At 61.5% G+C, this 26,918-nt stretch carries 25 protein-coding genes; 10 read left to right on the plus strand and 15 right to left on the minus strand.

All coding sequences use genetic code 11. The features are described from left to right. Positions 1–118: 118 nt before the first annotated feature. The 5 genes from RlegSU303_RS25585 to RlegSU303_RS25605 form a co-directional block, all read right to left on the minus strand. On the minus strand, positions 119–1,309 hold the full coding sequence (locus tag RlegSU303_RS25585; protein ID WP_017957425.1) for a M20 aminoacylase family protein: 1,191 nt from the start codon (positions 1,307–1,309) through the stop codon (positions 119–121). A gap of 70 nt (positions 1,310–1,379) precedes the next feature. Then, on the minus strand, positions 1,380–2,159 hold the full coding sequence (locus RlegSU303_RS25590) for an amino acid ABC transporter ATP-binding protein (RefSeq protein ID WP_017957424.1): 780 nt from the start codon (positions 2,157–2,159) through the stop codon (positions 1,380–1,382). Beyond that, positions 2,156–3,085 (minus strand): amino acid ABC transporter permease, encoded by a 930-nt coding sequence (locus RlegSU303_RS25595; RefSeq protein ID WP_131718423.1) that lies wholly within the window; start codon positions 3,083–3,085, stop codon positions 2,156–2,158. Before RlegSU303_RS25595 ends, RlegSU303_RS25590 begins: the two co-directional genes overlap by 4 nt. Further along, positions 3,082–3,972, minus strand: a complete 891-nt coding sequence (locus RlegSU303_RS25600) for an ABC transporter substrate-binding protein (protein ID WP_026158318.1) — start codon at positions 3,970–3,972, stop codon at positions 3,082–3,084. The genes RlegSU303_RS25595 and RlegSU303_RS25600 overlap by 4 nt, the downstream gene beginning before the upstream one ends. A gap of 74 nt (positions 3,973–4,046) precedes the next feature. Further along, positions 4,047–5,009, minus strand: a complete 963-nt coding sequence (locus RlegSU303_RS25605) for a nitrate ABC transporter substrate-binding protein (protein WP_131718422.1) — start codon at positions 5,007–5,009, stop codon at positions 4,047–4,049. 100 nt (positions 5,010–5,109) lie between these two features. On the opposite strand from RlegSU303_RS25605, the gene RlegSU303_RS25610 reads away from it, so the two are divergent. Then, positions 5,110–6,435 carry an aminotransferase-like domain-containing protein gene (locus tag RlegSU303_RS25610; protein ID WP_026158317.1) on the plus strand — a complete coding sequence of 442 codons (1,326 nt, stop codon included), beginning with the start codon at positions 5,110–5,112 and terminating at the stop codon, positions 6,433–6,435. Between the two features lie 56 nt (positions 6,436–6,491). Here the strand turns inward: RlegSU303_RS25610 and RlegSU303_RS25615 are convergent, their stop codons facing one another. After that, positions 6,492–7,214: a response regulator transcription factor gene (locus RlegSU303_RS25615; protein ID WP_131718421.1), complete on the minus strand. Its 723-nt coding sequence runs from the start codon at positions 7,212–7,214 to the stop codon at positions 6,492–6,494. Between the two features lie 10 nt (positions 7,215–7,224). Next, positions 7,225–8,463 carry a GAF domain-containing sensor histidine kinase gene (locus RlegSU303_RS25620; protein ID WP_017957418.1) on the minus strand — a complete coding sequence of 413 codons (1,239 nt, stop codon included), beginning with the start codon at positions 8,461–8,463 and terminating at the stop codon, positions 7,225–7,227. A 280-nt stretch (positions 8,464–8,743) separates the two neighbouring features. Here RlegSU303_RS25620 and RlegSU303_RS25625 point away from each other — a divergent pair, with 280 nt between their 5' ends. The 5 genes from RlegSU303_RS25625 to RlegSU303_RS25645 all read left to right on the plus strand — a co-directional run bounded on the left by RlegSU303_RS25625 (position 8,744) and on the right by RlegSU303_RS25645 (position 14,104). Further along, a complete protein-coding gene (locus RlegSU303_RS25625) occupies positions 8,744–9,760 on the plus strand; it encodes an ABC transporter substrate-binding protein (RefSeq protein ID WP_017957417.1) in 1,017 nt (338 codons plus the stop codon). 72 nt (positions 9,761–9,832) lie between these two features. Beyond that, positions 9,833–11,284 (plus strand): sugar ABC transporter ATP-binding protein, encoded by a 1,452-nt coding sequence (locus RlegSU303_RS25630; protein WP_043294177.1) that lies wholly within the window; start codon positions 9,833–9,835, stop codon positions 11,282–11,284. Further along, positions 11,281–12,228, plus strand: coding sequence for an ABC transporter permease (locus tag RlegSU303_RS25635; protein ID WP_033183118.1), 948 nt, complete (start codon positions 11,281–11,283; stop codon positions 12,226–12,228). Before RlegSU303_RS25630 ends, RlegSU303_RS25635 begins: the two co-directional genes overlap by 4 nt. After that, complete coding sequence (locus tag RlegSU303_RS25640) at positions 12,225–13,175, plus strand: ABC transporter permease (protein ID WP_131718420.1); 951 nt, start codon at positions 12,225–12,227, stop codon at positions 13,173–13,175. Before RlegSU303_RS25635 ends, RlegSU303_RS25640 begins: the two co-directional genes overlap by 4 nt. A 14-nt stretch (positions 13,176–13,189) precedes the next feature. Beyond that, complete coding sequence (locus tag RlegSU303_RS25645) at positions 13,190–14,104, plus strand: SMP-30/gluconolactonase/LRE family protein (protein ID WP_017957413.1); 915 nt, start codon at positions 13,190–13,192, stop codon at positions 14,102–14,104. An 88-nt stretch (positions 14,105–14,192) separates the two neighbouring features. Here RlegSU303_RS25645 and RlegSU303_RS25650 read toward each other — a convergent pair whose 3' ends face one another. Both RlegSU303_RS25650 and RlegSU303_RS25655 read right to left on the minus strand, forming a co-directional pair. Continuing rightward, positions 14,193–15,824: a GMC family oxidoreductase gene (locus RlegSU303_RS25650; protein ID WP_131718419.1), complete on the minus strand. Its 1,632-nt coding sequence runs from the start codon at positions 15,822–15,824 to the stop codon at positions 14,193–14,195. Positions 15,825–15,986: 162 nt separating this feature from the next. After that, positions 15,987–16,784 (minus strand): alpha/beta fold hydrolase, encoded by a 798-nt coding sequence (locus RlegSU303_RS25655; RefSeq protein ID WP_131627677.1) that lies wholly within the window; start codon positions 16,782–16,784, stop codon positions 15,987–15,989. Positions 16,785–16,926: 142 nt separating this feature from the next. On the opposite strand from RlegSU303_RS25655, the gene RlegSU303_RS25660 reads away from it, so the two are divergent. Beyond that, positions 16,927–17,394 (plus strand): MarR family winged helix-turn-helix transcriptional regulator, encoded by a 468-nt coding sequence (locus RlegSU303_RS25660; protein ID WP_017957410.1) that lies wholly within the window; start codon positions 16,927–16,929, stop codon positions 17,392–17,394. A gap of 21 nt (positions 17,395–17,415) precedes the next feature. Here the strand turns inward: RlegSU303_RS25660 and RlegSU303_RS25665 are convergent, their stop codons facing one another. Continuing rightward, positions 17,416–18,195 (minus strand): SDR family oxidoreductase, encoded by a 780-nt coding sequence (locus RlegSU303_RS25665; RefSeq protein ID WP_077980643.1) that lies wholly within the window; start codon positions 18,193–18,195, stop codon positions 17,416–17,418. Further along, positions 18,188–18,514, minus strand: coding sequence for a nuclear transport factor 2 family protein (locus RlegSU303_RS25670; protein ID WP_094088055.1), 327 nt, complete (start codon positions 18,512–18,514; stop codon positions 18,188–18,190). Before RlegSU303_RS25670 ends, RlegSU303_RS25665 begins: the two co-directional genes overlap by 8 nt. A 94-nt stretch (positions 18,515–18,608) precedes the next feature. Here RlegSU303_RS25670 and RlegSU303_RS25675 point away from each other — a divergent pair, with 94 nt between their 5' ends. Further along, complete coding sequence (locus RlegSU303_RS25675; RefSeq protein WP_033183111.1) at positions 18,609–19,511, plus strand: LysR family transcriptional regulator; 903 nt, start codon at positions 18,609–18,611, stop codon at positions 19,509–19,511. Positions 19,512–19,587: 76 nt separating this feature from the next. Here RlegSU303_RS25675 and RlegSU303_RS25680 read toward each other — a convergent pair whose 3' ends face one another. Beyond that, the gene (locus RlegSU303_RS25680; protein WP_131718417.1) at positions 19,588–20,814 is read right to left on the minus strand and encodes an MFS transporter; all 1,227 of its coding nucleotides are present in this window, start codon (positions 20,812–20,814) and stop codon (positions 19,588–19,590) included. Between the two features lie 118 nt (positions 20,815–20,932). On the opposite strand from RlegSU303_RS25680, the gene RlegSU303_RS25685 reads away from it, so the two are divergent. Together RlegSU303_RS25685 and RlegSU303_RS25690 are read left to right on the plus strand one after the other, a co-directional pair. Continuing rightward, positions 20,933–21,523: a TetR/AcrR family transcriptional regulator gene (locus tag RlegSU303_RS25685; RefSeq protein WP_131718416.1), complete on the plus strand. Its 591-nt coding sequence runs from the start codon at positions 20,933–20,935 to the stop codon at positions 21,521–21,523. 193 nt (positions 21,524–21,716) lie between these two features. Continuing rightward, a complete protein-coding gene (locus RlegSU303_RS25690) occupies positions 21,717–23,054 on the plus strand; it encodes an epoxide hydrolase family protein (RefSeq protein ID WP_131718415.1) in 1,338 nt (445 codons plus the stop codon). 85 nt (positions 23,055–23,139) lie between these two features. Here RlegSU303_RS25690 and RlegSU303_RS25695 read toward each other — a convergent pair whose 3' ends face one another. The 3 genes from RlegSU303_RS25695 to paoC are packed head-to-tail and all read right to left on the minus strand — an operon-like array spanning position 23,140 to position 26,918. Beyond that, a complete protein-coding gene (locus RlegSU303_RS25695) occupies positions 23,140–23,751 on the minus strand; it encodes a nucleotidyltransferase family protein (protein ID WP_131718414.1) in 612 nt (203 codons plus the stop codon). Next, positions 23,744–24,664 (minus strand): XdhC family protein, encoded by a 921-nt coding sequence (locus RlegSU303_RS25700; RefSeq protein WP_131718413.1) that lies wholly within the window; start codon positions 24,662–24,664, stop codon positions 23,744–23,746. Before RlegSU303_RS25700 ends, RlegSU303_RS25695 begins: the two co-directional genes overlap by 8 nt. Positions 24,665–24,719: 55 nt before the next feature. Next, the gene (paoC, locus tag RlegSU303_RS25705; protein WP_131718412.1) at positions 24,720–26,918 is read right to left on the minus strand and encodes an aldehyde oxidoreductase molybdenum-binding subunit PaoC; all 2,199 of its coding nucleotides are present in this window, start codon (positions 26,916–26,918) and stop codon (positions 24,720–24,722) included.

Below are 26,918 nucleotides of genomic sequence, written 5' to 3' on the forward strand. Positions count from 1 at the left end.
CTGCGCATCCTGCATTGCGGCGAGAGATGTTGACGTGATGGTCTCGCTACAAAATCCTTTTGCGCTACTGAAAGTGCAAGCTCCAAATGCGATGCCGTCAAGCTGGGCGATCGGGACTTCAGGCGTCATCCTGGAGGTAGCGTTCCGCGAGCCTTGCCCACATGGCCGCGCCAACCGTCAGGCTGGCATCGGCGAAGTCATATTTGGCGCTATGCAGGATCGCGGAATTCATGCCATTGCCGAGACGCAGGAAGCTGCCCGGCTTGTGCTCGAGAAAGTGCGAGAAATCCTCGCTGCCGGGAATGAGCGGGCACGTCGCGACCTTGTCTTCGCCGACCAGTTCCATCGCGACGACCCGGGCAAAATCCGTCTCATCAGGCGAATTGATGACAACAGGATTGCCGCGATCGTAGTCGATCTCAATGGAAGCATTGTGCCCTTCTGCCACCGAGCGGGCGAGCTTGGTGATGCGTTGCTGCAGGAGGTCGCGAATGCCAGGCTCGAAGGAGCGCACGCTCAATGCGAGCTTGGCATATTCCGGAATGACGTTGACGGCATCGCCGGCATGGATCGTGCCGACGGTGATGACCGCCGTCTGGGTCGGGTCGAGATTGCGCGAGATGATCGTCTGCAGCGAAACGACAAGGTTGCACGCCACGACCACGGGATCGACGGTCAGATGCGGCCGCGAGGCATGGCCGCCTTTGCCCTTGATGGTAATCTCGACGGTGTCCGACGCCGCCATCATCGGGCCGGATCGCAGCAGGATGGTGCCTTCGGGAGCGCCGGGGTGGTTATGGAGGCCAAAGATGGCATCGAACGGAAACCGCTCGAACAGGCCGTCGGCGATCATCGCCTGGGCGCCGCTATTCTTGCTCGCCTCTTCCGCAGGCTGGAAGATCAGCGTCACCGTGCCGTTGAAGCGGCGGGTGCGGGCGAGATATTCGGCTGCGCCGAGCAGCACGGTCGTGTGGCCGTCATGGCCGCAGGCATGCATCTTGCCGGGGGTGCCGCTGGCATAGGCAAGTCCGGTTTCCTCGACGATCGGCAGCGCATCCATATCGGCGCGGATGGCGATGCCCTTGCTGCCATTGCCGGCGCTGAGGCGGGCGACAACGCCGTGACCGCCGACACTGCGGGTCACGTCATAACCCCAGCCTTCCAGCTTTTCCGCGACATACCGCGCCGTTTCGGCTTCTTCGAAGGAGAGTTCCGGATGGGCATGCAGGTATTGGCGGGTCGCTTTCAGCTCCGCCTCCATGGCTTCGAAGTCGGAAAGGCGGGCATAGGCATTGTCGAGCGCGGGCATTAAAACATCCAGTCTTGATCGAAAAGGGCGATTGCTCCGGCCCGAAGGTCGAAGCAGAAGCTGACACCAGTTAGAGAAAACGGGCGAGAAAAGCCTGGGTCCGGGGATGTTGCGGATTGCCGATGACATCCTCGGGCTTGCCCATCTCGACGACATTGCCGCCGTCCATGAACACGACCCGATCGGCCGCTTCACGGGCGAAACCGATCTCGTGGGTCACGACGATCATCGTCAGGCCCTGTTTGGCGAGATCGCGCATTGTGGAGAGAACTTCGCCGACCAGTTCGGGGTCAAGCGCCGAGGTGGGCTCGTCGAACAGCATCAGCTTGGGTTTGATCGCCAGGGCGCGGGCGATGGCGACGCGCTGCTGCTGACCGCCGGAGAGCTGGCGGGGATAGCTGCCAGCCTTTTCCGACAGCCCCACTCGCTCCAAAAGCCGCAGGGCGTTCTCGGTCGCGGCCTTGCGGCTTTCGCCGTGCACGCCGACCGGGGCCTCAATGATATTCTGCAGCACCGTCATATGCGGATAGAGATTGAACTGCTGGAACACCATGCCGATCTTGCGCCGCTGGCTGGCGATTCCGTTGCTCGACAGCTTTTCCAGCCGGTCCTTGCGAAGGCGATAGCCGATCTGCTCGCCATCGACTTCGATGAACCCCTTGTTGATCGCTTCGAGATGGTTGATGCAGCGCAGGAAGGTCGACTTTCCCGATCCGGACGGGCCGAGCACCACGACGACTTCACCCGGCATGACATCGAGGTCGATCCCCTTCAGTACTTCGAGCTGGTCGAAGGATTTGTGGACGTTGCGGGCTCTGACGAGAGGCTTTGCAATTTCGGCACCGGTCAATGGCTTGCCTCCTCGACAAGGGTCTCGGGTTTGGCGGCAGCGGTGTTGTTGCGCCGTTCGCTGCGGCCGTAATAGGCCTCGATGTAGCTCTGGCCGAGATTGAGGATGGAGGTGATGAAGAGATACCAGAGGACGGCCACCAGCAGCATCGGTACGATCTCGAAGGTGCGATTATAGATCGACTGGACGGAATAGAGCAGATCGGCCATGGCGATGACGCTGACGAGCGACGTTGCCTTGATCATGCTGATCAGCTGGTTGCCCGTCGGCGGCACGATCGAGCGCATCGCTTGAGGAATGATGATCCGCCACAGTGCCCTCGCCTTGGTCATGCCGAAGGCTTCCGCCGTCTCGAACTGGCCGCGATCGACTGAGAGCAGGCCGCCGCGGATGATCTCGGCCATGTAGGCCGCTTCGTTCAAGGCAAGGCCGACGATTGCCGCCGTCATCGGCGTGATCACCGAATTGGTCTCCCAGCTGGCGAGCGTCGGGCCGAACGGAATGGTGATCGAAAGTTCGGGAAAGAGGGTCGAGAGATTGTACCAGAAGATCAGCTGCACCAGGAGCGGCGTGCCGCGAAAGAACCAGATGAACAGCGACGCCAGCGAACGTGCAAGCCGGTCATTCGACAGCCGGGCGATCGCCAGTCCGAGGCCGAGAACGATACCGATGGCCATTGCGACCACTGTCAGGCCCAGGCTGACATAAAGGCCATTGATGACAGTCGGATCGAAGAAATAGGCCGCAACGACCGGCCAGCCGAAATTCTCGTTATGAGCGACGATCCACAGGAAATTCGCGGCAATCAGGAGCACGGCCACCCATAGGACGAGCCGGCCCGTTTGAAAGGGCTTGTGGGCATGGGCAACGTCCCGGAAGTCTGCACCGTCCAAAGGCGGTGCAGCAGTCGTGCGATCGTTGCTCATTTCGGCAGGGCTCCACCAAGATTGATGCCGGGCTGCTTGATCATGTTGTTCTCAAGACCCCACTTCTTCATGATGGCGGCATAGGAGCCGTTATCCATCAACGCCTTGATCGAGTCGAGCAGAACGGGGCCGAGCGGCGAGCCCTTCGGCACGACGGCGCCCTGATAGAGATCCTCGAACCCGTTTTTCTGGCCGACGCCGCTCAATTCCAGCTGGCCGTTTGCCTGAGACACGAAATAGGTCAGCGGTGCCTGCGAGGAGAAGAAGGCATCGGCGCGTTTGGAGCGGACTGCCAGGATCGAGCTCGGCTGATCAGTATAGGACTGCACTTCGGGCGCAGGCTTGCCGTCCGTCTTGCACTTTTCAACCTGGGCCTGGATCACCTTTTCGGCGGAGCCGCCGGCCATGACTGCAATGCGATTGCCGCAGGCGCTTTCGAGCGAGGTGATGGCCTTCGGATTGCCCTTCTGGACGGAGAAGACCACGTATTCCTGAACCCAGTCGACGAAATCATTGGCCTCTTCACGGCTTTTGAAGTCACCGATCGGGCCGAAGGCGAACTGGTATCGGCCGGAATTGATGCCGGCGAGCAACGCGCTCAACCCGCTGACGGTTTCGTGCTCAATCTCGACGCCGAGCATCTGGCCGATTGCATCGGTCAGATCGGCGCTGGCGCCGGTCAATTTCGTACCGGTGACGATCTCATAGGGAGGAAAGGATCCGTTGTTGACGGAGATCATCTTGCCGTCCGTGCGGATCTTCTCCGGCAGGCGGGCGCGAAGAGCGTCGTTGACGGTCTGCTTTGGCACGGCCGCCTCCTGGGCGAAGACCGACGTCGTCATCATCAGACCCAGCAGAGCGGCGGAAGCGATCAGTTTCGAATGCATGTCATTCCCCTTTTTGGTTTTGCGAAAATGGTAATTCAACGATGAGGCCTGCGAAGGGTTTCCCCAGGCCTTGTTCATCGGGCTTTGGTGTGCCACGGAAACAGATCGGCGGGCGTCAAAAGGCGCGGCATGATCTTCTGTTCGTAGAGTTCCTCGGCAAAGTCGGCGATCATTGCCTCGTTCTCAGCAAGCCCGCTGGCTCTCCAGGTCGGCGGCAGATCAGCCGCGCAGCGGCGCAGTTCGTCGATCATCCAGGGCGTGGTGTCGGCGTATTTCTCACGCTTTTCCAGCCATAGACGCTGGGACTCGTCGATCAGCTCACTGAGTTCATCCATGATCCAGGGATGCTCCTGGACGATATCAGCCTTGAAGCCGATCAGATGCATGCCCGGGATGTAGCCGACTTCGTGGAAGTAAGTGACTTCAGCGGCGCGGAAATCATCCAGCACCTGGCGGAGCGGCGATTCCTGATCAAAGAAACCTTTCGGCATGAAAGGCGTGAACACAGCATCGAGCCCGCCATCCAGCAAAAGATCGACCATCGGGCGCTCGCCGGGAGCAGCCTCGATGCGGCCAGGCCGTCCAAAACCATCGAGACGGTCGACGATCGGATGAGCCTCCGTCAGGCGCCCGGCATACCACATGGCATCCTCGACGCCGACGCCTTTCCGGCGCAGAGCGGCACGGGTCCAGGTATTTCCGGAATCACGCCAGCCAGTCACGCCGATGTTCTTACCGGCCAAATCGGACAGCTTGCGGATCGGACTGGCCTTGGCGGTGATAATGCAGCGATGGCGGAAGCCGCGCATGATGAAGTTCGGCATGCCAATGACCCGATCATCGCCGTCATGACGCATCTGCGAATAGCGGCTGAAGGACATTTCCGCGGCGTCATGCGCTATGTCATCGACAAGGCTGGAGACCAGCGTGCCCACACGATCCACCTTAATATCGAGACGGGCAGAGCTGACATCACCGAGCACAAGCGGTGTCATGTAATCCCAGTCTCTAAGGGCGATGCGAAGCGTCACAGGCATGCAAAAACTCACTGAAATGGCTCGACGAGGGGCAAATTAAATGTTCAAAATGGTGAGTACAAATGTTATTACGTTATTGAACATTTAAAGTGAGAAAAAAATGGGCGATGCGGTCGAAGCCTCCTGGTTTGCCGAAAAAATAGCCGACCGGAGCATCAGGGGGATCGCTCTCGAAACAAGCGCGCTGATCCGTGCCGGTGTCCTGCCCATTGGGACGCGCCTGCCGGCGATCCGCGATATCGCTTACGAATTGCATGTCAGTCCGGCAACGATCTCCGAAGCCTGGAGCGAATTGCGGCGGCAGAAGATCATCAGCGGCCGGGGGCGCAACGGCACCTGGGTCAGCGGCGACCGCTTTGTCGCCAAGCCGGAGCGTCTCGCCAGCTCGGGAAATTATGCGGCAGGTGTGCTCGATCTCACCTTAGCCGGACCGGATGCAGCACTTCTTCCTCGTCTCGCCGAAGCAATGGCCTATGGCGCGTCCGTTGATGACCTCAACAGCTATGAGCGCAGCCGGATCGTCCCTGAGTTGAAGGACGCCGTTTCAGCGCGATGGCCTTATGAGGCGGAAGCCTTTCTGGCTACCAATGGCGGTTACAACGCCGTCTATACGATATTGCATGCGCTGGTTTCCTCGGGTTCGTCGGTCGCGATCGAACATCCGACCGCGATGCGGCTGCTCGATATTCTGGAAGACCTCGGCGTAAAAATCATCCCTGTCGCCTGCGACGGCGAAGGCCCCCTGCCGGATTCGCTGCGCGAAGCATTGCAGCAACGTCCGGCGGCTTTTCTATTCCAACCGCGGCTGCATTCCGTGACCGGCGTTGCGGTCAGTTCCTCCCGCCTCGGTCAACTCGGAGATGTGCTGGAAGACAGCGATACGCTTATTATCGAGGATGACGGCGTCGGCGACGTGTCGGCGGCACCTCCGCAATCGCTGGGCGGCCGATTTGCGGAGCGGACGATCCATATCCTCTCACTCTCGAAAAGCCTCGGCCCGGATCTGCGTCTCGCGGTTTTGTCGAGTTCCGCGCCGATCGTCGATCAGATCCAGTCTTACCGCTCCTTCAGCGCCGGCTGGACCAGCCGTATCCTGCAAGGTGCCACCGCCTGGCTACTGCGCGATCCGGCGACCTGGCGGCTCATCGCCGAGGCGCGTGAGATCTATCAGCAGAGGCGGGACGCTCTTGCCGATGCGCTCAGTGAAAGGGGGATAGCGATACCGGCAGGCCAGGGCCTGTGCCTCTGGGTGCCCGTCGTCTCGGAACCATTCGCGATGGTGACACTTGCCGCACGCAATATCGCCGTCAACCCTGGCAACAAATTCTCTGTCTTGCCAAGCAGTCACATCCGTGTCGCGACCAGCACACTCAGCCATCGCTGCGAGGAAGCCGCCGATGCGATCGCGCTGGCTCATACGCCGTGAAAGGCAGGGCCGCAGCCCACCTGTCTGATCCCCGGTCATTCCACCCAAGTCCGGAACTACTTTCCCTCAAACCACTCCTGCAGCTCTGCTTCAGCTCGCTCCAGAGCGCTGTAGTTCAGGAGTTTGCGCAGGAAAGCGACGGTCACGGCGCGGGCGCGGAGATTGAAGCGGCCGTCCTCGTGGTCGTCGCCGGCGCTCTGGTAGACGTCGAGCTTGTCGTAGAGCTGCTGCAGGCGGTTCTGCACGCTGCGCAGCGAAAGGCTCCGACGTTTGGCGATGGCCCGGTCGGTGAGGCCGAGCGCGATATCGATGAGGATTTCGTATTCGGAATCGGTGAAGCCGTTCGTCTGGCCGAGGCTCTTCTGCTGCAGGCCCCGCACTTCGCGGTCGATGACGCACTGGCTCTCGATGAAGATCGAGCGCAGCGCAAGCTTCAGCCGCTCGTCGGAGGCGGATTTCAGCACATAGCCATAGGCGGCGCCATCCGGCACGATGCGCGAGACGCCGCGCACATAGGCCTCGTCCGAGTAGTTCGACCAGAACAGGATGCGGGTCTCGGGCCGCTCTTTCCAGATCGTGCGCGCCGCTTCGATGCCGTTGCGGTTCGCCATCTGCAGGTCCATGACGATATGCGCCGACTTGTGGTCGCGGGCGAGCTTCTCGCCGGCAGTTCCGTTCTCAGCCTCGATCACCGTGTCGCATTCCGGCAAGGCCGCGTTGACCGCCTCGTGCAGATAGGACCGGTGCAGCGGGTCGTCCTCGACGATCAGAACCTTCATGCCCTTCTCCTCAGTTTGGCCCGCTCGGCGGGTCGTTCGGTACGAGCGGTAGCACGACGCGCACCATAGTCCCGCGATTGTTGTGGCCGGCCCCGGTCGTGAACCGCGCCGAAATCAGCCGCGCACGGGTCTTCATATTGTCGATGCCGCCGCCGATCCGTCCCCGCGCCTTGGCGAGCCCGGTTCCATCGTCGGAGATTTCGATCGATAGCCGGTCGTCATCGGCCTCGAGCCGCACCATGACGGCCAGCGGCGCGGCATGGCGCACCGCATTGTTGATCGCCTCCTGGGCGATTCGGAACAGCGCGACGCTGACGGTCGGTTCCAGTCGCTCCAGTGCGCCGTGCGTCTCGTCGACAAGGCCCCACTCGATCCCCGATCCCGTGTCGCGGGTCGATCGGTCCAGATGATGCTCGATCGCCTGGGCGAGGCCGAAGAGCTGGAGCACGGAGGGTTTTGCCTGCTCGATGATCTGCCGCAGATCCTGCATGCAATGCTGCAGGGAACGGGAGATCGGCTCCAGCGCCTCGGGCGCCACCTCGCCGTTGCGCGACAGCCGATCGATCCGGCGGGCGAGCCGCGTCAGGTCGGCGAGCGTCTGGTCGTGCAGGTCCATGCCGATGCGCTGGCGTTCCTGCTCCAGGGCTTCGGTAAGCTTCAGCGCACCTTGCCGCAGCCCCTCCTCGCGGGCGCGGGCCTCTGCCTCGACAATGGCCGAGCGCTGCGCCTGTTCGGCCGCCTGCAGCGCGAAGAAATAGGGCGTCAGCAGGTCGGCGATGATGCGGGCGCGTTCGATATCCTCCATCGTATAGACGCCCGCCCTGTGCGACGAACAGGAGAGCGCTGCGATGATCGTGCCCTGCACCTTCATCGGTACATGCAAGCGGCTCCTCAGCGACTGTTCGACGATCGGCCGCTTGAAGGCGCCCTCGAAGTGGAAACGCGGGTCGGTCATGGCGTCGTCCGCCAGCAGAAAATCCACCTCGCCCCAGAGCAGCGAACGGATGGGGCTGTTGACAACAGGCGCGCCGGCAAGCCCGCCCCAGGCAGTCTCGATGCCCGTCTCGTAGGCCGTGTGGTAGTTGCCGCCCTCAAGCAGCACGCAGACATCGAGGTGGTCGTGCGGGATGATATGGGCGACCTCGGCCGCAACGGAACGGATAGCCGAGCGAAAGTCGAGCTGGCCCGCGAGCAGCCGGGAAATGCCGAGATAATGGTCGAACATGGCTGCGGGTACGAGATGCAGCATCGTCAGTTCCTCCCCGAGGCGGCGGCAGGCTCCTCAACCGGCCGCGACCCTTCGCAGTAAGCGCCCGCGGAAGCGCCGCCGTCTTGCGTAAACCCGCAGCTTGTTGCGCAAATCCCGCAAACGGATTGCCGCCTTGCCCCTGTACAGGCCGGTCGATCTCCCGCATCCTGCCCTTACTGAGAGGAGGAAGCTCAGTGCAAGAACAATTTTCACTCGGACCCAATTGGGCCGGCAGGAGTGAAGCGATCCGCCGACCAGCGCGATCATCAGGGAGGAAGACATGACAATCCGTAAGATGCTTCTGGCATCGGCCGCTATTGCTTGCGCCGCGATGCCCGTTTCCGCCTTTGCCGACACGTCGGCCAAGAAGATCGCCCTTTCCAACAACTATGCCGGCAACTCGTGGCGCCAGGCCATGCTGACGAGCTGGGGCAAGGTGACGGGTGAGGCCGTGAAGGCCGGGGTCGTTGCCGCGGCCGATCCTTTCACCACCGCCGAGAACCAGGCGACGGAACAGGCCGCGCAGATCCAGAACATGATCCTGCAGGGTTATGACGCCATCGTGCTGAACGCCGCCTCGCCGACGGCGCTGAACGGTGCGGTCAAGGAAGCCTGCGACGCCGGCATCACCGTCGTGTCCTTCGACGGTATCGTCACCGAACCCTGCGCCTGGCGTATCGCCGTCAACTTCAAGGAAATGGGCCGCAGTGAGGTCGAGTACTTGTCGAAGAAACTTCCGGATGGCGGCAACCTGCTCGAGATCCGCGGCCTTGCCGGTGTCTTCGTTGACGATGAAATCTCGGCGGGCATCCACGAGGGTGTCAAGCAGTTCCCGCAGTTCAAGATTGTCGGCTCCGTTCACGGCGACTGGGCGCAGGACGTGGCGCAGAAGGCTGTTGCCGGTATTCTGCCGAGCCTGCCTGACATCGCTGGCGTGGTAACGCAGGGCGGCGACGGCTATGGCGCCGCACAGGCGATTGCAGCCACCGACCGGAAGATGCCGATCATTATCATGGGCAACCGCGAGGACGAACTGAAGTGGTGGAAGGAGCAGAAGGACGCGAAGGGCTACGAGACCATGTCCGTATCCATCGCGCCTGGTGTCTCCACACTCGCTTTCTGGGTGGCCCAGCAGATCCTCGACGGCAAGGAAGTCAAGAAGGACCTCGTCGTGCCCTTCCTGCGCATCGACCAGGACAATCTCGAAACCAACCTCGCCAATACCCAGGCCGGCGGCGTCGCCAACGTGGAATACACGCAGGCAGACGCAATCAAGGTCATCGAGGAGGCAAAGTAAATTTCCCGGCGATGACCGCGCGGCGGCAGATGGCCGCGCGGCATTCTTTGCGAAGCAGGCATGGCGGGCAGCATGGATGACGTTTTGAAGCCGGTGATCGCCGTCGATGGCGCCAAGGTGAGTTTCGGCGCAGTCAGGGCACTCGATGGCGTGACCCTCCGCGTCATGCCGGGCGAATGCGTCGGGCTCGTTGGGCACAATGGAGCCGGCAAGTCCACCATCGTCAGCGTGATCAACGGCGGTCTTACGCCGCACGAAGGAAGTGTGGCGAGCGACGGCGAGCAGCTGGAGCGCTATGGCATCAACGCCGCGCGTGCCCGCGGCGTGCGCTGCGTCTTCCAGGAGCTTTCGCTCTGCCCCAACCTTTCGATCGTTGAGAACACGCGCATCATGCATCGCCATCTCGGTGGCTTCGGCTGGCGCAGGCGCGCCGCAAACATCATCGAGACGAGCCTCGACGCCGTCTTTCCCGGCCACGGCATCGACAGCAGCCGGACCGTGGGGGATCTTTCGATCGCCGAGCGGCAGATGGTCGAGATATCAATGGCCTTTTCCGACGCCGGCATTGCGCCGCGGCTGGTGATCCTCGACGAACCGACCTCATCCCTCGATGCAAGCCTTGCCCAGCAGATGCTCGATCATGTCCGCCGCTTCATCGCCACGGGCGGGTCCGTCATCTTCATCTCGCATATCCTGCACGAGATTCTCGAAACCGCCGACCGCATCGTCGTCATGAAGGACGGCCGCGTCGTCGCTGAGCGTCCGGCGCAGGGCTTCGACCATCACGGCCTCGTCGAAGCAATGGGCACCGTTGCGAAGGAGGAGACCGGGAAGCGCTCAGTGCGAGAACTGTCCGCCGCTCCGCTCATTCTGTCCCATCAGGGGAAGGGCCTTTCCTTTGCGGCCCGAAAGGGCGAGATCATCGGACTGGCGGGTCTGGCGGGCCATGGGCAGACGGAACTCCTGCTCGCCCTGCACGCCGCCCAGTCCAGCAACTGGCTGCCCGAGCGCGATCCGCTCGTCACTTTCGTCGCTGGCGACCGCCGCCTCAACGGCGTCTTCGAACTCTGGAGCATCCTGCGCAACTTCTCCATCGCCTCGCTCGGTGACCTCTCCCGGCGCGGCCTGATCCTCGCAGGCGAAGAGGAGACGAAGGGCGCCGACTGGAAGCGGCGGATCGAGATCCGCACCCCCGATATGGACAATCGCATCCTGTCGCTGTCCGGTGGCAACCAGCAGAAGGTGCTCTTTGCCCGCGCGCTTGCGACGCGCGCACCTGTCGTGCTGATGGACGACCCGATGCGCGGCGTCGACGTCGGGACCAAGCAGGAGGTCTATGCAATCATCCGCGAGGAAGCGGCGCGCGGCCGTACCTTCATCTGGTACTCGACGGAGATGGACGAGGTCCGCCTCTGCGACCGCGTCTACGTCTTCCGCGAAGGCCGCATCACGGCCGAACTTGCCGGTGATGCCGTCAATGAGACGAATATCATCGCCGCCTCCTTCGAAGGGGTCGCCGCATGACGTTCCGGCTGTCGTCCGACGCCATGCGTCTTGCCATTCCTGCCTTATCGCTGACGCTGCTGCTCGCCGCCGTCTTCTGGCTGCAGCCGCGCGCCATGAGCTATGTCGGGCTCAACCTGCTCTTCAATCTGGCTGTGCCGATCGCGCTTGCGACGATCGCCCAGATGATCGTGATGGCGGTGAACGATCTCGATCTCTCGATGGGCGCCTTCGTCAGCTTCGTCGCCTGCGTCACCGCGACCTTTCTGCGGGATGCTCCCGTGATCGGCGTGCTGATCCTTGCCGGCGCGATCGCAACCTATGCGGCGCTCGGCGTCGTCATCTATCTCCGCAACCTGCCCTCCATCGTCGTGACCCTCGGCATGAGCTTCGTCTGGGGCGGCCTTGCCGTATTGCTGCTGCCGGCACCGGGCGGACAGGCGCCGGACTGGGTGCGCTGGCTGATGACCGTCAAGCCGCCGCTGGCGCCGATGGCGATCGTCGCCAGCATCGTCATCGCCTTGGTCGCCCATCTTCTCGTCATGCGGTCGTCGCTCGGCGTGCTGATGCGCGGCATCGGCGGCAACCAACGCTCGGTCGAGCGCGCCGGCTGGTCGATTGTCGGGGCGCGCGCTGCCGCCTATGGTCTTGCCGGCCTCTTCGCGGTGCTAGCCGGCATCGCCCTCGTCGGACTGACGACCTCGGCCGATGCCAATATCGCGCTGCGCTACACGCTGCTGTCGATCGCCGGCGTGATCCTCGGCGGCGGCGAGTTCATCGGCGGCCGCGTCTCCCCGATCGGCGCCGTCATCGGCGCGCTGACGCTGACGCTTGCCGGCTCGTTCCTCTCCTTCCTGCGTATCTCGCCGGACTGGCAGATCGGCGCTCAGGGCGCGATCCTGATCATCGTGCTGGCACTTCGGCTGATGCTGAACCGCCTGGAGAAGCGGGAGAAACGCCGATGACCCCGCTCCTTCGCCTATTTCGTAAACCCTGGATCTGGTCGTGGCTTGCCGCCTTCGTCGTCTGGTTCCTGACGATCATGGTGACGCTCGGCGCCAGCACGCTTGGCCTGTCGCAGGCAGCCCTCACCTTCGCGGCCTTCTCGGTCATCGTCGGCATCGGCCAGATGTTCGTCATCACGCTCGGTCCCGGCAACATCGATCTCTCGGTTCCCGCCACCATGACGCTTGCCGGCACGGTGGCGCTGAAGCTGATGAATGTCGAAAACGGCATGATCCTGCCCGGCCTTCTCGTTGCCATCGTCATCGGCCTTGTCGTCGGTCTCGGCAATTATGCACTCATCAAGGCGCTGCGCATTCCGCCGATCATCGCCACGCTGTCCATGAGCTTCATCGTGCAGTCCACCGCGATCTGGACGAACCGGGGATTGCGCATCAAGCCTCCAAGCGTGCTGGCGGAGTTCACCACGTCGAACACGCTCGGTGTGCCGAACGTGGCGATCATTGCACTCTTGATCTCGCTGCTTGCCTGGTTCCTGCTCGAGAAGACGATCTACGGGCGCTGGATCTCGGCGATCGGCCAGAGCATGCCGGCCGCGCGCATGGCGGGCATTCCGGTCGACGGCACGCGTTTCGTCACCTATCTCTTCTGCGCCGTGCTCGCATCGGTCGCAGGCTATCTGCTCGCCTGCTTCTCCGGCGGCGCGGCGCTCAACATGGGTTCGGAATATCTGCTGATGTCGATCGCCGTCGTCGTGATCGGCGGCACAGCGGTTGCCGGCGGCGATTCCAACGTGCCGGGCATCTGGGGCGCATCGCTCTTCATGTTCCTGGTCGTCTCCATGCTCAACACTTACGGGCTCGGCGCGGGCATCCGCCTGATCATGACCGGCCTCATCATCATCAGCGTCATCATGCTCGCCGGCGGTCGCCGGGCCGGCATGCGATAAACGGAAAGACCGCCATGGCCGAGGCCAGCATCTACGAAATCCACGACCCGCGCTTCCGGCAGATGATCGTGACCAGCGCCGGTCTCGATGAACTCTATTCTGGCTGCCGCTGGGCGGAGGGTCCCGTCTGGTTCAACGACGCGAACCAGCTGCTCTGGAGCGACATACCCAACCAGCGCATGCTGCGATGGACGCCCGAGAGCGGCGTCTCCGTCTATCGGCAACCGTCAAACTTCACCAACGGCCATACGCGCGACCGGCAGGGACGGTTGATCTCCTGCGAACATGGGACGCGCCGCGTGACGCGCACCGAAATCGATGGCTCGATCACCGTGCTCGCCGAGCGTTTCGAGGGCGGGCGGCTCAATTCGCCGAACGACGTGGTGGTGAAATCAGACGGCTCGATCTGGTTCACCGATCCGACCTACGGCATCATGTCGGACTACGAAGGCTTTCGCGCCGAGCCGGAGCAACCGACCCGCAACGTCTATCGGCTCGATCCGACGACCGGCGCGCTTGCGGCTGTCGTCACGGATTTCACCCAGCCGAACGGCCTCGCGTTCTCGCCTGACGAGACAATTCTCTACGTCGCGGACTCAGCCGCCAGCCATGATGAAAGCCTGCCACGTCACATCCGCGCTTTCGACGTGGTCGACGGCAGCAGCCTGGCAAACGGCCGCGTCTTCTGCCTCATCGACAACGGCATTCCGGACGGCATCCGCACAGACGTCAACGGGAACCTCTGGTCGAGCGCGGCCGATGGCGTGCATTGCTTCGACCCGACCGGCAAACTGATCGGCAAGATCCGCGTACCCCAGACCGTCGCCAACCTCACTTTCGGCGGGCCTCAACGCAACCGGCTGTTCATTGCGGCGACGCGGTCGGTTTATTCGGTCTATGTCGCGGTGAGTGGGGCGCAGGTGCCGTGAGGTTGGTCGCCCTGAACCAGTACAAACCCGTTGCTAAAAAGCTCGGCGGCCCACGCATGCGCCGCCGAGCTCCACATAAATCTCTTCATCATATGAGCTGATTGAACCCTCCGCTCGAGTCCGTAAGGCCATGCATTTCCCGGATCAGATCGGCCGCCCGCTCTCCGATGACAACACAAGGCGCCATCGTGTTGCCGGTGGTGATGCGAGGCATGATCGAAGAGTCTGCGATGCGAAGGCCATCAATACCGTACACTTTGAGCTCGTTATCGACCACCGACATGCTGTCGCGCCCCATCTTGGCTGTGCAGGATTGATGCCAATAGGTGACGGCCGAACGCCGTATAAAGTCGATCGTCCCCGATCGGTCGCGCGCACCCGGAGCAGTCTCGGCCGTTACCAAGGGCTTGAAAGCGTCGCTATTTCCCAATTCCCGGCATAGCTCCACCGCGGCCAGGGCAGCAGCCATGTCTTCTGGTTCACTCAAAGAGTTGGGTTCGATCAGGATGGGATCGTTTGTATCCGGCCCGGAAAGCCTCAGTCGGCCACGGCTTTGCGGTTGGGCGAGACCGTTAAACATCGTCCAGCCATGTTCGGGCGTTTCGAGACCCGTCTCGATCGGCGATGGCACTGCGAACTCCAACTGGCACTGAAGAATGTCCGGCTGGGCAAGACGCGAGTCGCTCTTCCAATATAGTTTTGCTTCGCAGCCGCTACCACCGATTGTTTCAGGTTTTCGATATGCCCAGGTGCAGCCGAATGCAAGGTGATCCTGATGATTGCGACCGACACCAGCTAAGTGCTGAACGACAGGAATGCCATGAGCGTGTAACTCATCTTCCGGGCCTATACCCGACTGCATCAAAACTTTCGGCGTGTTGATCGCGCCAAGCGACAGCACCGTCTCGCAACGCGCCGTGAACTGACGTCGCTGACCTTCCACAAGAACCTCGACCCCAATCACCCGCTTGCCGTCGAAGATGAGACGTGTGACCAGCGCATCGGTCAGCACCGTCAGGTTCGGCCGCGACATGAGCGGACGAACATAGGATCCGAAGATGGATTCCCGCTTGCCATCGCGGATCCGCAGTTCAGCGATCGATCCCCCTCCTGGCCCCTCCATCATTTCACCGTTCGAGCTATCGTAGACGGGAATGCCGATAGTGGATGCCGCACGCAACAGGGCCTCTGCGATCGGTTGGGGCGCCTGCGGCTGCGCTACGTAGGCAGGTCCTCCCACGCCGCGACGCGTTGGGTCCGGAGCGCCGTGCCAGTCTTCGATCCGGCGATAGTAGCCGAGGATCGACTCGTAGCCCCACGCGTCATCGCCGGCTTCAGCGGCAAAGTGGTCCCAATCTCCCTTGTGTCCTCTGGCCCACACCATGACATTGATGCTCGACCCGCCACCGAGCCCCTTGCCCATGCTGAGAGGGAGACGTCGTCCGTCCAGGCCGGGGGTCGGTTGTCCAACAAAGCCCCAGTCCCGGCTCGAGCCGAGATTGAGCGGCCACTGCGCAGGGTTTGTAACGGTTTCGGCCGCATCGTCCCCACCCGCCTCGAGCAGCAGAACGCTCGCGTTCCCATCCTCTGCCAGTCGCGCAGCGACAACGGAGCCGCTGGACCCGGCGCCGCAGACGATGAAGTCGAAAACATCACCGGCCTCGTGCTGAGGAACGGGCGGATTTTCGGGCGTATTTTGGTCATGACTATTCAGCTTCACGTGATTTCCTCCGTGAATGGATTCAAATAATTGCGAAAGTGCTGGGCATCTCACGGCGAAGGCGCGCGATAACTCTAATTCAGTGGTCGATCGTGCAGCATTACGTGCTCTGCCGCTACCGCGCCTGGTTCGAGGGCCTGCTCAGCGTCATCGGGACGCCCATCATTGTTTCTTCGCAGAGACAGCCTTGGCGGCCTCATCAATGGTATCGGCCACGACTTTCGGCTGCGTCATGAATAGGGCGTGGCTTGCCGACACCTTGGTGATCTTCGCCTTGATGCGCTCTGCCATGTGGATCAACATGGACTGGTCGAATGCCTTGTCCTCTGTGGCGATGACGGCCCAGCTCGGCTTGGTGCGCCATGCAGCATTTTCCAACTTCGTGCCGAACGCCGACATGTTGATCGGAACCTGCGCATCCCTCATGAATGCAACATCCGCATCGCTGACGTCATGAGCAAAGCCAGCCTTGAACTTTTCCGGGCTGACATATCCAAAGCCATCTTTCGTGGTCTCAATGACGAATTCCGATGCAGGAGCAAATCCTTGGTATTGCTGTGCCGTTGTCTCGCCGGCATCGGGGGACAGAGCAGAAACATAGACGAGGCCAGCAACCTTTGCGTCGACGCCCGCTTCCGTGATGACCGTGCCGCCCCAGGAATGTCCAACGAGAATGACCGGACCATCCTGCCGTTCCAACGCACGTTTGGTGGCGGCAACGTCGTCTTCGAGGGAGGTCAGCGGGTTCTGGACGATCGTAACGCGATAGCCGCGCTTGGTGAGATTGTCGTAAACACCCTTCCAGCCAGAACCGTCCGCAAAGGCGCCGTGGACAAGCACAACGTTTCTGACGGACTGGTCTTGAGAGATGGTGTCCGCTGCGTTCGCCGGCAATGCGGCAGCGGACAGTGAGGCTGCAGCAGCAATTGCGGCTACGGTGGTCGTGGTCTTGCGTGTCATGGCTATCTCCTCGTTAACTGCGATAACTGTTATCGCGATATATGTAAGCTCGCAGACTTTAGATTGCTCGTCAAGATAATTCTTATCGCGATATTTAATTTTGCTATTGCATAGGCTATATGGAGGTCTACAGGAGCTTAAAATGACCAAACGTCACAACGATCCACCGCCTTTGCACGACCAGTTGTGCTATGCGATTTACACCGCCGGCATCGCCATCCAGCGTGCCTACAAGCCCCTTCTCGATGAGTTGAGCCTGACTTACCCGCAGTATCTCGTCCTCAACGTGCTGTGGAGCGAAGATGGGCAAACAGTGGGCTCAATTGCCAATGCCCTTGCTTTGGAGTCCAGCACGTTGACGCCGCTTCTGAAGCGCCTCGAGGCATCCGGCCTGCTGCGCAGGACCAGAAACCTAAGCAACGAGCGGCAAGTGGTGATCGCGTTGACCGAAGAAGGCCGCGCCTTGCAGCACAAGGCAGGTTGTCTCAGCGACACTTTGCTTGCAGCCTCGACCCAAACACCGCAGGAGTTGGCCGCGCTGAACCGCGACGTACGTCATCTCCGCAATGCAATCTATTCCCAAATTGGCGGGTGGGACGCACCCGCCTGATCTGCACGTGCATGGCAGCATCTATGCAGTGGGGACCGTCCCCCCATCAATCGTGAATTCGCTACCGGTGATCGAAGCAGCGCGGTCGGAGGCGAGGAATGCGATCAGATTCGCGACCTCTTCCGGTTTGGCCGGACGACCGAGCGGAATGCCGCCAAGCCCATCCATGATGATCTTTTTGCCGCCTTCAAGGTCAGTTCCGGCCTGCTTCGCCAAGCGCTCAGCAAGGCGAACGGAGGCTTCCGTTTCGATCCAGCCCGGCGACACCCGAACGACGCGGACACCCTTCGGCGACACCTCCTTGGACATGGCCTTGCTGTAGGTAGAAAGTGCTGCCTTGGCTGCAGCATAGGCGGTCGTCGATTCTGGAAGCGGCAGCACCCTCTGTATGGAAGTGACATGCACGACCACGCCGCTCCCTCGGGCGACCATGTCCGGGACGAGCAGCCGATCCAGTCGAACAGCTGGAAACAGATTTAGAAACAGCTCCTTTTGCCATTCGTCGTCTGTTAAAGCGGAAAATCCACCGCCGGCCGCTGACGAACCGCCCAGCATGTGAACGATGATATCAACGCCGCCGAGACGTTGGCGCGCGGCATCCGCGACCATTGCACAGCCTTCCTCGGTGGTCAGGTCCGCTTCAACGAACAATTCATCCGGCAGGGCTTCCGGACGCGCCCGCGCTGTCGTCAGCACCCGCGCGCCGAGTTCCCGAAACAAACTAACGGTCGCAGCGCCGGCGCCCTTGGTCCCAGCCGTAATGAGGACGCGTTTGCCTTCCAAATCGAGAAAGTCAGTCATATTGGATCTCCAGGCTGACGATCTTGCCGTCTTTGATGGCAAAGTCGTAGGCGAGCGTCACCGGGCTACCGGGAAACTGGCCGCTCACCTTGGCTCGGAGGAGCGCTTTGTCACCGTCGACCGTGCATTCCAAAGGTTCAGCAACGTACTGAGCCGCCTTCTTCGCAGCCACCCACCATTCTCGGATTGCGGCGACGCCTTGATGGCGCGCTCCTTCGTCTTCGACGACGGCTTCGACCGCAAAGGCGTCCAGCAGCGCATCCGCGTCATTGCGACGGTCTGCTTCAAAGTACGTGTTTATGATACCGGGCATATCCATTGTGTTCTCCTCATAACCTAACCAATACTTATCCCTCGACCATTGCATAAATAAGTGGGATAAACTGGCATGCGATGATGAACAGGTCGGGACAATGGAGCTAGCCAGCCTGAAAGAACTTGAAGCGGCCATTGCAATTGCCAGGCGCGGGACTTTTCGAGCAGCGGCCATTGATCTCGGCATGTCCACGACCGCGTTGAGCCATACGATAAGCAGGCTCGAGGCGGGACTTGGCGTGCGGTTGTTCAACCGCACCACCCGCAGTGTGTCGCTGACGGATGCCGGCCGGTTGTTTGTGCAGCAGGTAGGGCCTACGCTTCAGGATCTCCATGCTGCTCTGGATCTGGTACGCTCCCACCGCGAGACTCCTTCCGGAACAATACGGATCAACGCAGCGCCGTTTGCGGCGCGCGCCATCATCTCACCGCTCGTGCTGGAGTTCCTGCGCCGCTATCCCGACATGAATGTCGATATCGTTACCGAGGGTAAAATGGTCGATATCGTCAAGGACGGGTTCGATCTGGGCGTCAGGGTTGAAGGCCTCGTTCCCAGCGACATGATTGCCGTTTCGCTCGGCCGGCCTCAGCGACACGCAGTGGTTGGGTCTCCCGAGTATTTCGAGAAACATGGTAAGCCCATGGTGCCTCCGGATCTTCTCAATCACAGGTGCATTCGTGTTCGCCTGCCAGACGGCTCCTTGTTTCGATGGCGGTTCGAAAAAGACGGCGAGCCGGTGCAGATAGACGTGCGGGGGCCAATCGCACTCGATGAGGCCAGCCTTACGCGGACTGCTGTGCTCGAAAGCGCCGGCGTGGGCTACCTCTTTGAACAGGACATTCTCTCGGACATAGAGGCGGGGCGCGTTGTTCGTGTTTTAGAAGATTGGACGCTGCCGTATCCAGGGCTATGCCTATACTATCCTGGACGCCGAAATCTATCGGCTGGCGTCCGAGCATTCCTCGACTTAGCTCGTGAGTTCTCCCGAAAAGCGGCTTGACCCACTGCCTTCACCTTGAACGGTTTCGAACCGTTGGCCGGTGAACCGTCGCCATTCCTTTCTACCGCCCGCCCAGCTACTGCGCCGGTTCCAGCATCGCGCAATCTTCCCCGCCGGTGCACTCTCCAGAGAGGGTACGCTGACCGAGCGCAATGATAAGGACGGTCGCGACCCCGGCCGCCGCAGACACCCAGAATCCGCTCTGGGGACCGTAGCTGTCGACGACCCAGCCCGAGATGAAGGCGCCGAGCGCCATACCGATGCCGATGCCGGTCATCACCCAGGTGACGCCTTCCGTCAGCACCGATTCCGGCACGCGACGCTCGATCAGTCCGAAGGCCGTTATAAAGGTCGGCGAGATCGCGATGCCGCTGACGAAGACGGCCACAGCAAGCAGAGTTACCGAGCTGCCGGCGACGAGCAGCGGCAGCGAGGTCAGTGCGAGGATCGCAACAGCGATCAGCAGCTGACGGTGCAAGGGGATGCGCAGATTAAGCGCGCCGAGGGTCAAGCCCACTAGGAAGGAACCGAGGGCATAGACACCGATCACCAGGCTTGCCGCATTCGGCTGACCAAGCTCCTTGGTGATGGCGACAACACTCACTTCAGCGGTTGCGAAGATCGCGCCGACGAAGATCAGCGCGAGCGTGATGATCTGCACCGGACGCTGGCGGATCGCGGAGCCGACCGAAACCGCGCCGGCGACATGACGCACCTTCGGCTCGGTGCCGCGCTGCACGATGAAGGCGGCCGTCCCGAGCGCCAGAAAAGCTGTGCTCACCATCATGCCGGCTTCGGGGAATAGGGCGACGGCCAGCCCGACCGACAGCGAGGCGCCAGCGATATAGACCAGTTCGTCCGCGGCACTTTCGAACGCGAAGGCGGTGTTGAGCTCGGGCCGGTTGCGAAAGAGTTCCGTCCAGCGCGCCCGCATCAGCGCCGGAATGCTCGGCATGGCCGCTGCGAGGAAGGCTGAGGCGAAAAGCGTCCACACCGGCCAGTTCTGGTTGGTCGCGGTGATCAGCGCGATGAACGCCAGCACGGATACGACGGTTGTGGGAATGACGACTGCCGTCTGGCCCAGCCGATCGACCGCTCGCGAAATCTGCGGCGAGATCACCGCATTGGTGAGCGCATAAGTCGCCGACACGGCGCCCGCCAGCCAATATTCGCCATGTGCCTGGGAGAGCATGGCAACGATGCCGATCGGCGCCATGGCGATGGGAAGCCGTGCGAAAAAGCCGGCTGCGGAGAAACCCTTGGCCCCAGGTGCCGCGAATATTTGTTTATACGGATTTGACATGCGACGATCCTTCCAGCTATCGGATAGAACACTTATATACGGAGCGTATGTGTTTAGATAATGCATACGTCCCGTATGTCAATGAAAAAGATACGCGGCGTATGTCAATGGAGAAGTCATGCGCAAACCGCGCCAGGAGATGATCGCAGAGACCCGCGGCAAACTGATCGCAGCCGGGCGGCGTGCCTTTGGCACGATCGGCTATGCGGAAGCCTCGATGGACGATTTCACCGGCGAAGCGGGATTGACGCGAGGGGCCCTCTATCACCACTTCGGTGACAAGAGGGGCCTGCTCCAGGCGGTGATCATGGAAATCGACGCGGAGATGACGGAGCGGCTGAACGAGGTCTCGGCCGCCGCTCCCACGCGCTGGCAGGGTTTTGCCGACGAGTGCTCCGCTTATATCGAAATGGCGCTTGAGCCCGAAATCCAGCGTATCATGTTTCGCGATGGCCCGGCTGTACTCGGCGACATCTCGCAATGGCAGAACACCCCCGGCTGTATCGCCGCCCTCTCCCGCAGCCTCGACCGTCTCAAGGCCGATGGCGAGGTCATCGACATCGACACCGAAACCGCCGCTCGCCTCATCAATGGCGCCAGCAGCCATATGGCGCTTTGGATCGCCAATGCCGAGAATCCGGAGGCGGTTTCGAAGCGAGCGGTCGCGGGATTCAAGGCTATGCTGGGCAGCCTGCGCAGGCAGGAATAGGTGTTTGATTTCCTATTCAGGCGCCGTGGGGCCTAGATCGGTCCCTGACGATCGCGTTCCCGCCCCTCTCTAGCCGCCACTCCACACTCTGATACGTTTTTGGCATTTCTTGAAACATGCCAGATACGCAGACCCGTCAGACATCACTCCGTCACGAAACGTCGCCCCGGGCGACAAGAACATGGAGTGCCTCATGAAGAAGTTTGACAATATTCTCGCCTGGCGCCGGCTTGCCCGCGGAGCAATTGTGATGGCGGTTGGACCGATGTTGCTGTTCCCAGCCGGTTACCTTGTGCCAGCGAGTGCAGCCGATGTCACATCGGACGGGCCGGCGACGCCGATCGAGGCCGACGAAACGATCCGTCCGTTCCAGATCCACGTTCCGCAGTCACAGCTTGACGATCTGCGCAAGCGGATTGCCGAAACGCGTTGGCCAGATAAGGAGACCGTGAGCGACACCTCGCAAGGCATTCAGCTTTCGCGCGTCCAGGATCTGGTCCGTTACTGGGGCACTGATTACGATTGGCGCAAAGCCGAGGCTGCGCTCAATGCACTTCCGGAATTCATCACGACGATCGACGGGGTCGATATCCAGTTCATCCATGTGCGATCGCGTCATCCCAACGCCCTTCCGGTCATTCTGACCCATGGTTGGCCGGGTTCGACCTTCGAGTTCATCAAGGCGATCGGCCCTCTTACAGATCCGACTGCTTATGGCGGCAAAGCGGAGGACGCATTTGATGTCGTCATCCCTTCCATCCCCGGCTACGGCTTTTCGGGTAAGCCGACGGAGCTTGGCTGGGGGCCTGACCGCGTTGCGCGAGCATGGGACATCCTGATGAAGCGGCTCGGCTACGCGCACTACGTTTCCCAGGGTGGCGACCACGGCTCCGTTATCTCCGACGCGCTGGCGCGCCAGGCACCGAAGGGCTTGCTTGGTATCCATCTCAATATGCCGGCGACTGTTCCTGGCAATCTCACCAAGGCGATCAACAGTGGAGACCCGGCTCCTGCGGGACTGTCGGCGCCCGAGCGGGATGCCTATGAATCGTTGAGCGCCTTCTTCGGCCGGAATGCCGCCTATGGGGCCGTGATGGTGACGCGTCCGCAGACGATCGGCTACTCGCTTTCCGACTCGCCGTCGGGTCTGGCTGCCTGGATCTACGAAAAATTTGCTCAATGGAGCGACAGCGAGGGCATTCCCGAGCGCGTTTTTTCCAAGGACGAAATGCTGAATGACATCACATTGTACTGGCTGACCAATACTGGGGCATCCTCGTCGCGGTTCTATTGGGAAAACAACAACAACAACTTCAGCTCAGACGCCCAGAAGACCAAAGAGATCAAGATCCCGGTGGCAATCAGCGTATTCCCAAAGGAGATCTACCAGGCGCCGGAGAGTTGGAGCAAGGAGGCCTATCCCACGCTGCATTACTACCACCGTGTCGATATGGGCGGTCACTTCGCCGCCTGGGAACAGCCCCAGCTTTTCGCTGAGGAACTGCGAGAGGCATTCAGGTCGGTGCGTTGATCCGTCGGCTGCAGAATGACGGCTTGGCATATCCGCGGCTGAGAGTGGCGAATTCAAAGCCGCGGAGAATTGTATTTTCCGCGGGTCAGTTCAATGCGCCGCCCGCTGCCAATACCTCGTCCGGCGTATCGACATCGAGCAACGCTGCGTCGCCAACATCGACATCGAGCACAGGCAAGCCTGATGTCATGACGATATCGCGCGCGCCGACATCGCCTTGAATTCGGAGGACTGCCTGACGCAGAGAATGGGGCAGGATAACGGGATTGCCGGGCTTGCCCTGCGAAACGGCGCGCACGACAGCCTCGCCGCCGGCGTTGCGAAAGGCGGAAATCAGGGCATCGAGATGCGTCGTGGAAATGCCGGGCATATCGGCCAGCATGATGAGAATGCCGTCGGCGCTGTCAGCGTCCCTTGATGAGAACCCTGTTATCAGCGAGCTCGCCATGCCGCTGGCATAATCGGGATTATCGACGAAAGTCAGAGCCAGCCCATCGAGCGTGGCCTCGATCTCGTTCCTGCGATGGCCCGTGACGACAATAACGGAGGCTGCATCCGCACCGAGCGCAGTCAAAACTGACCGCCGCACGAGCGGCACGCCGTCGAACTCGGCCAGCAGCTTGTGTTTCCCGCCCTCACCCATCCGGCTTGCCTTGCCGGCAGCGAGAATGACGATCGCGACTGACGCCTTACGCATAAGTCACCAGTCTTGCCGCGGCGAGATCAGCCAGAACCGATAGGGCGAGCGACGTCGCATCCCGCGTCGGGCCGAACATCCCGATGGGCGCCTTGATACGTCCGATATCGTCACGTCTGAAACCCAAGGCTGTCAACCGCTCGACACGCCGACGATGCGTCCGGGTGCTGCCGAGCGCGCCGATATAAAAGGCGGGCGAATGAAGTGCGGTCTCGAGAACGGCGGCTTCGGCGTCGAGGTCATGATGCAGGAGCACAACGGCCGTGTAGGGGTCGATGATGTCGGCGGCATCCTCGTCGTGCCCATTGATGATCACATCATAGCCGGAAGCCTCGGCCAGTCGTGCGACGGCCTGCGCTTCGATCGTCTGCCCGGAAAGGATGATGCGGGTGCGGGGACGGTAGACGCTCAGGAAATTACCTTCGGTCCAGCACGTCCGCAGCGGCGGGTCGACCGATATAAGCGTCTGCCGCTCTGGCGAATATGCAAGGCCGGGTGCCTGCCTTCGTTCGAGGCGATCAAGAACATGCCGCAAAGCGCCGACATCTTTGAGGACATGGATTGCAACGGTGATCCCGCCGCCGCAGGGAAGGACAATGTCGAAGAAGGGAGAGCCGTCGCCGAACTTGACAGTGCGGTCCCGTCCTTCCGCCATTGCCAGAAGCGCTTCGGAAGCGACGGCGGCTTCGATGCATCCGCCGGAGACATAGCCGCAGAACCGCCCGTCTGCTGCAACGGCCATATGAGCGCCGAGCGCCCGCGCGGCCCCGCCCCGGATGTCAATGAGGGTGGCAAGTGCCGCCGCGCCTAGACCATGGGCGTCTATCGCGAAACGAAGCAGTTCCGCAGGGTCGTCGGTGGACGAGGCCCTGACGGGAATTGGCGCCGTGATGGGCGCAAGTGTCTGATCCATCGGAAATCCTACAGGAAGTGACGGCGGTCCGCTCTCGAGACCGCCGCCGAAATAATCAGGCCACGTCCGGCAAGCCGCCGATGAGCTTGTCAAGCGTCAGCGGATAGTGCCGAACCCTGACGCCGGTCGCGTTGTAGACGGCGTTGGCGATTGCTGCCGCGACGCCGCAAAGGCCAAGCTCGCCGACGCCCTTGGCTTTCATCGGCGAAGACATCGGATCGGTCTCGTCCATGAAGATCACTTCCTGGTGCGGAATGTCGGCATGCACCGCCACTTCGTAGCTGGCGAGATCGTGGTTGACGAAGAAGCCGCGACGAGTGTCGACCGCCAATTCCTCGGATAGCGCGCCGCCGGCCCCCATCGTCATCGCGCCGATGACCTGGCTTCGGGCGGTGATCGGATTAAGGATTCTTCCCGCCGCGCAGACGGCGAGCATCCTGCGAATGCGGCTTTCTCCCGTGGCAATGTCGACGCCAACCTCCACGAAGTGTGCGCCGAATGTCGATTGCTGATGCGTCTCAGTAAGCTCGCCCCATTTGATTGTGTCCTCGCCGACAAGACCATCCGGACCGGCGGCTTCGGCAAGAGGCACCGAACGATTGCCCGAGCGGACCGCGCCATTCTCGAAGACGATATCTTCGGAGTTGAAGCCGAGCTTCTTGGCGATGGCCTCACGCAGCTTGACACAGGCTGCATAGACGCCAGACGTGGAAGAGTTCGCACCGAACTGTCCGCCGGAACCCGCGGACACCGGAAAACGCGAGTCGCCGAGTTGGACGGCGACCTTGTCGATCGTGACTCCCATCATCTCGGCGGCGGTCTGGGCGATGATCGTGTAGCTGCCCGTCCCGATGTCGGTCATGTCGGTTTCGACCGTTACGACGCCTTCCCGGTCGAGCTTTACCCTTGCTCCGGAGGGAAGGACGAGGTTGTTGCGGAAGGCAGCGGCAACGCCCATGCCGACCAGCCAATTGCCGTCCCGCCTGGAACCCGGTCTTCCCCTTTCACCCCAGCCAAACCGCTCGGCACCGAGCGTCAGGCAGCCGACGAGATTGCGCTGGGAAAAAGGCCGCTGCGGCTTTTCCGGATCGACCTGCGTGTCGTTGACGATCCGAAACTGCACAGGATCGATCCCAACTTTTTCGGCAATCTCGTCGATGGCGATTTCGAGCGCCATCAGTCCGGGGGCTTCGCCCGGAGCGCGCATGGCATTGCCCTCCGGGAGATGAAGCGTCGCAAAACGCATCGCGGTCATCCGGTTTGCTCCCGCATAGAGGAGCCGCGTCTGGTTGACGGCGGTCTCCAGTCCTCCGCCCGGAAGATCGCCGGACCAGCTTTCGTGGGCAATGGCGGTTATCTTGCCGTCACGCTCGGTTCCAATGCGAATCCGCTGGATCGTCGCCGGCCGGTGGGTGGTGTTGTTCATCATGAACGGTCGCGGCAAGGCGACCTTGACGGGCCGCTTTACCGCACGCGCGCCGACAACGGCCAGCACGGCATCCGCCCGCAGGAACAGCTTGCCGCCGAAGCCGCCGCCGATGAAGGGCGACATGAGGTGGATCTTCTCCTTGTCGATGTCGAGCGTCGTCGCAAGGTCGGAGCGCCACCAGTCGATCATCTGGCTGGAGGTCCAGACGGTCACCTCGTCGCCGTTCCAGGCCGCGATCGATGCGTGCGGCTCCATCATCGCATGCGACTGGTCGGGCGTCGTATAAGACGCGTCAACAGTGACGGGAGCTGACCTGAAGGCAGCCTCGAAGTCGCCGACCGCCGTATCGGGCTGCTGAGATTCATCCGGCTTGACGGCTGAATCCTTTGCTTGGCCGAGGTCGAACACACCCTTTTCTTCGGCATAGTCGACCTTGACCAGGGAGGCTGCGGCGCGTGCCTGCTCGAAGGTCTCGGCGACGACGACCGCGATTGCCTGGTGATAGTGCTGAACCTCGTCGCCACCGAAAAGCTTGGCGGTGTTGAACCTGCCCTTCTTCCGCTCGCCGATGTCGAGCGTCGTCACGACGGCAAGCACACCCAGAGCCTTCTTGGCGGCGGAAACGTCCATGGAGATGATGCGGCCCTTGGCGATGGCCGCACCGACAGGATAACCATAGGCGTAGGACATATTCGGATCGTGCCACTCATAGGCGTACATCGCGCGGCCGCTCGTCTTGAGCTGGCCGTCGATGCGGTGGATCGGCTGACCGACGACCTTCAGATTGTCGATCGGGTTGGTTGTCGCTGGCGTATCGAACTGCAT

This window comes from Rhizobium sp. SU303, assembly GCF_021052345.1.
Taxonomy (GTDB): Bacteria; Pseudomonadota; Alphaproteobacteria; order Rhizobiales; family Rhizobiaceae; genus Rhizobium; species Rhizobium laguerreae.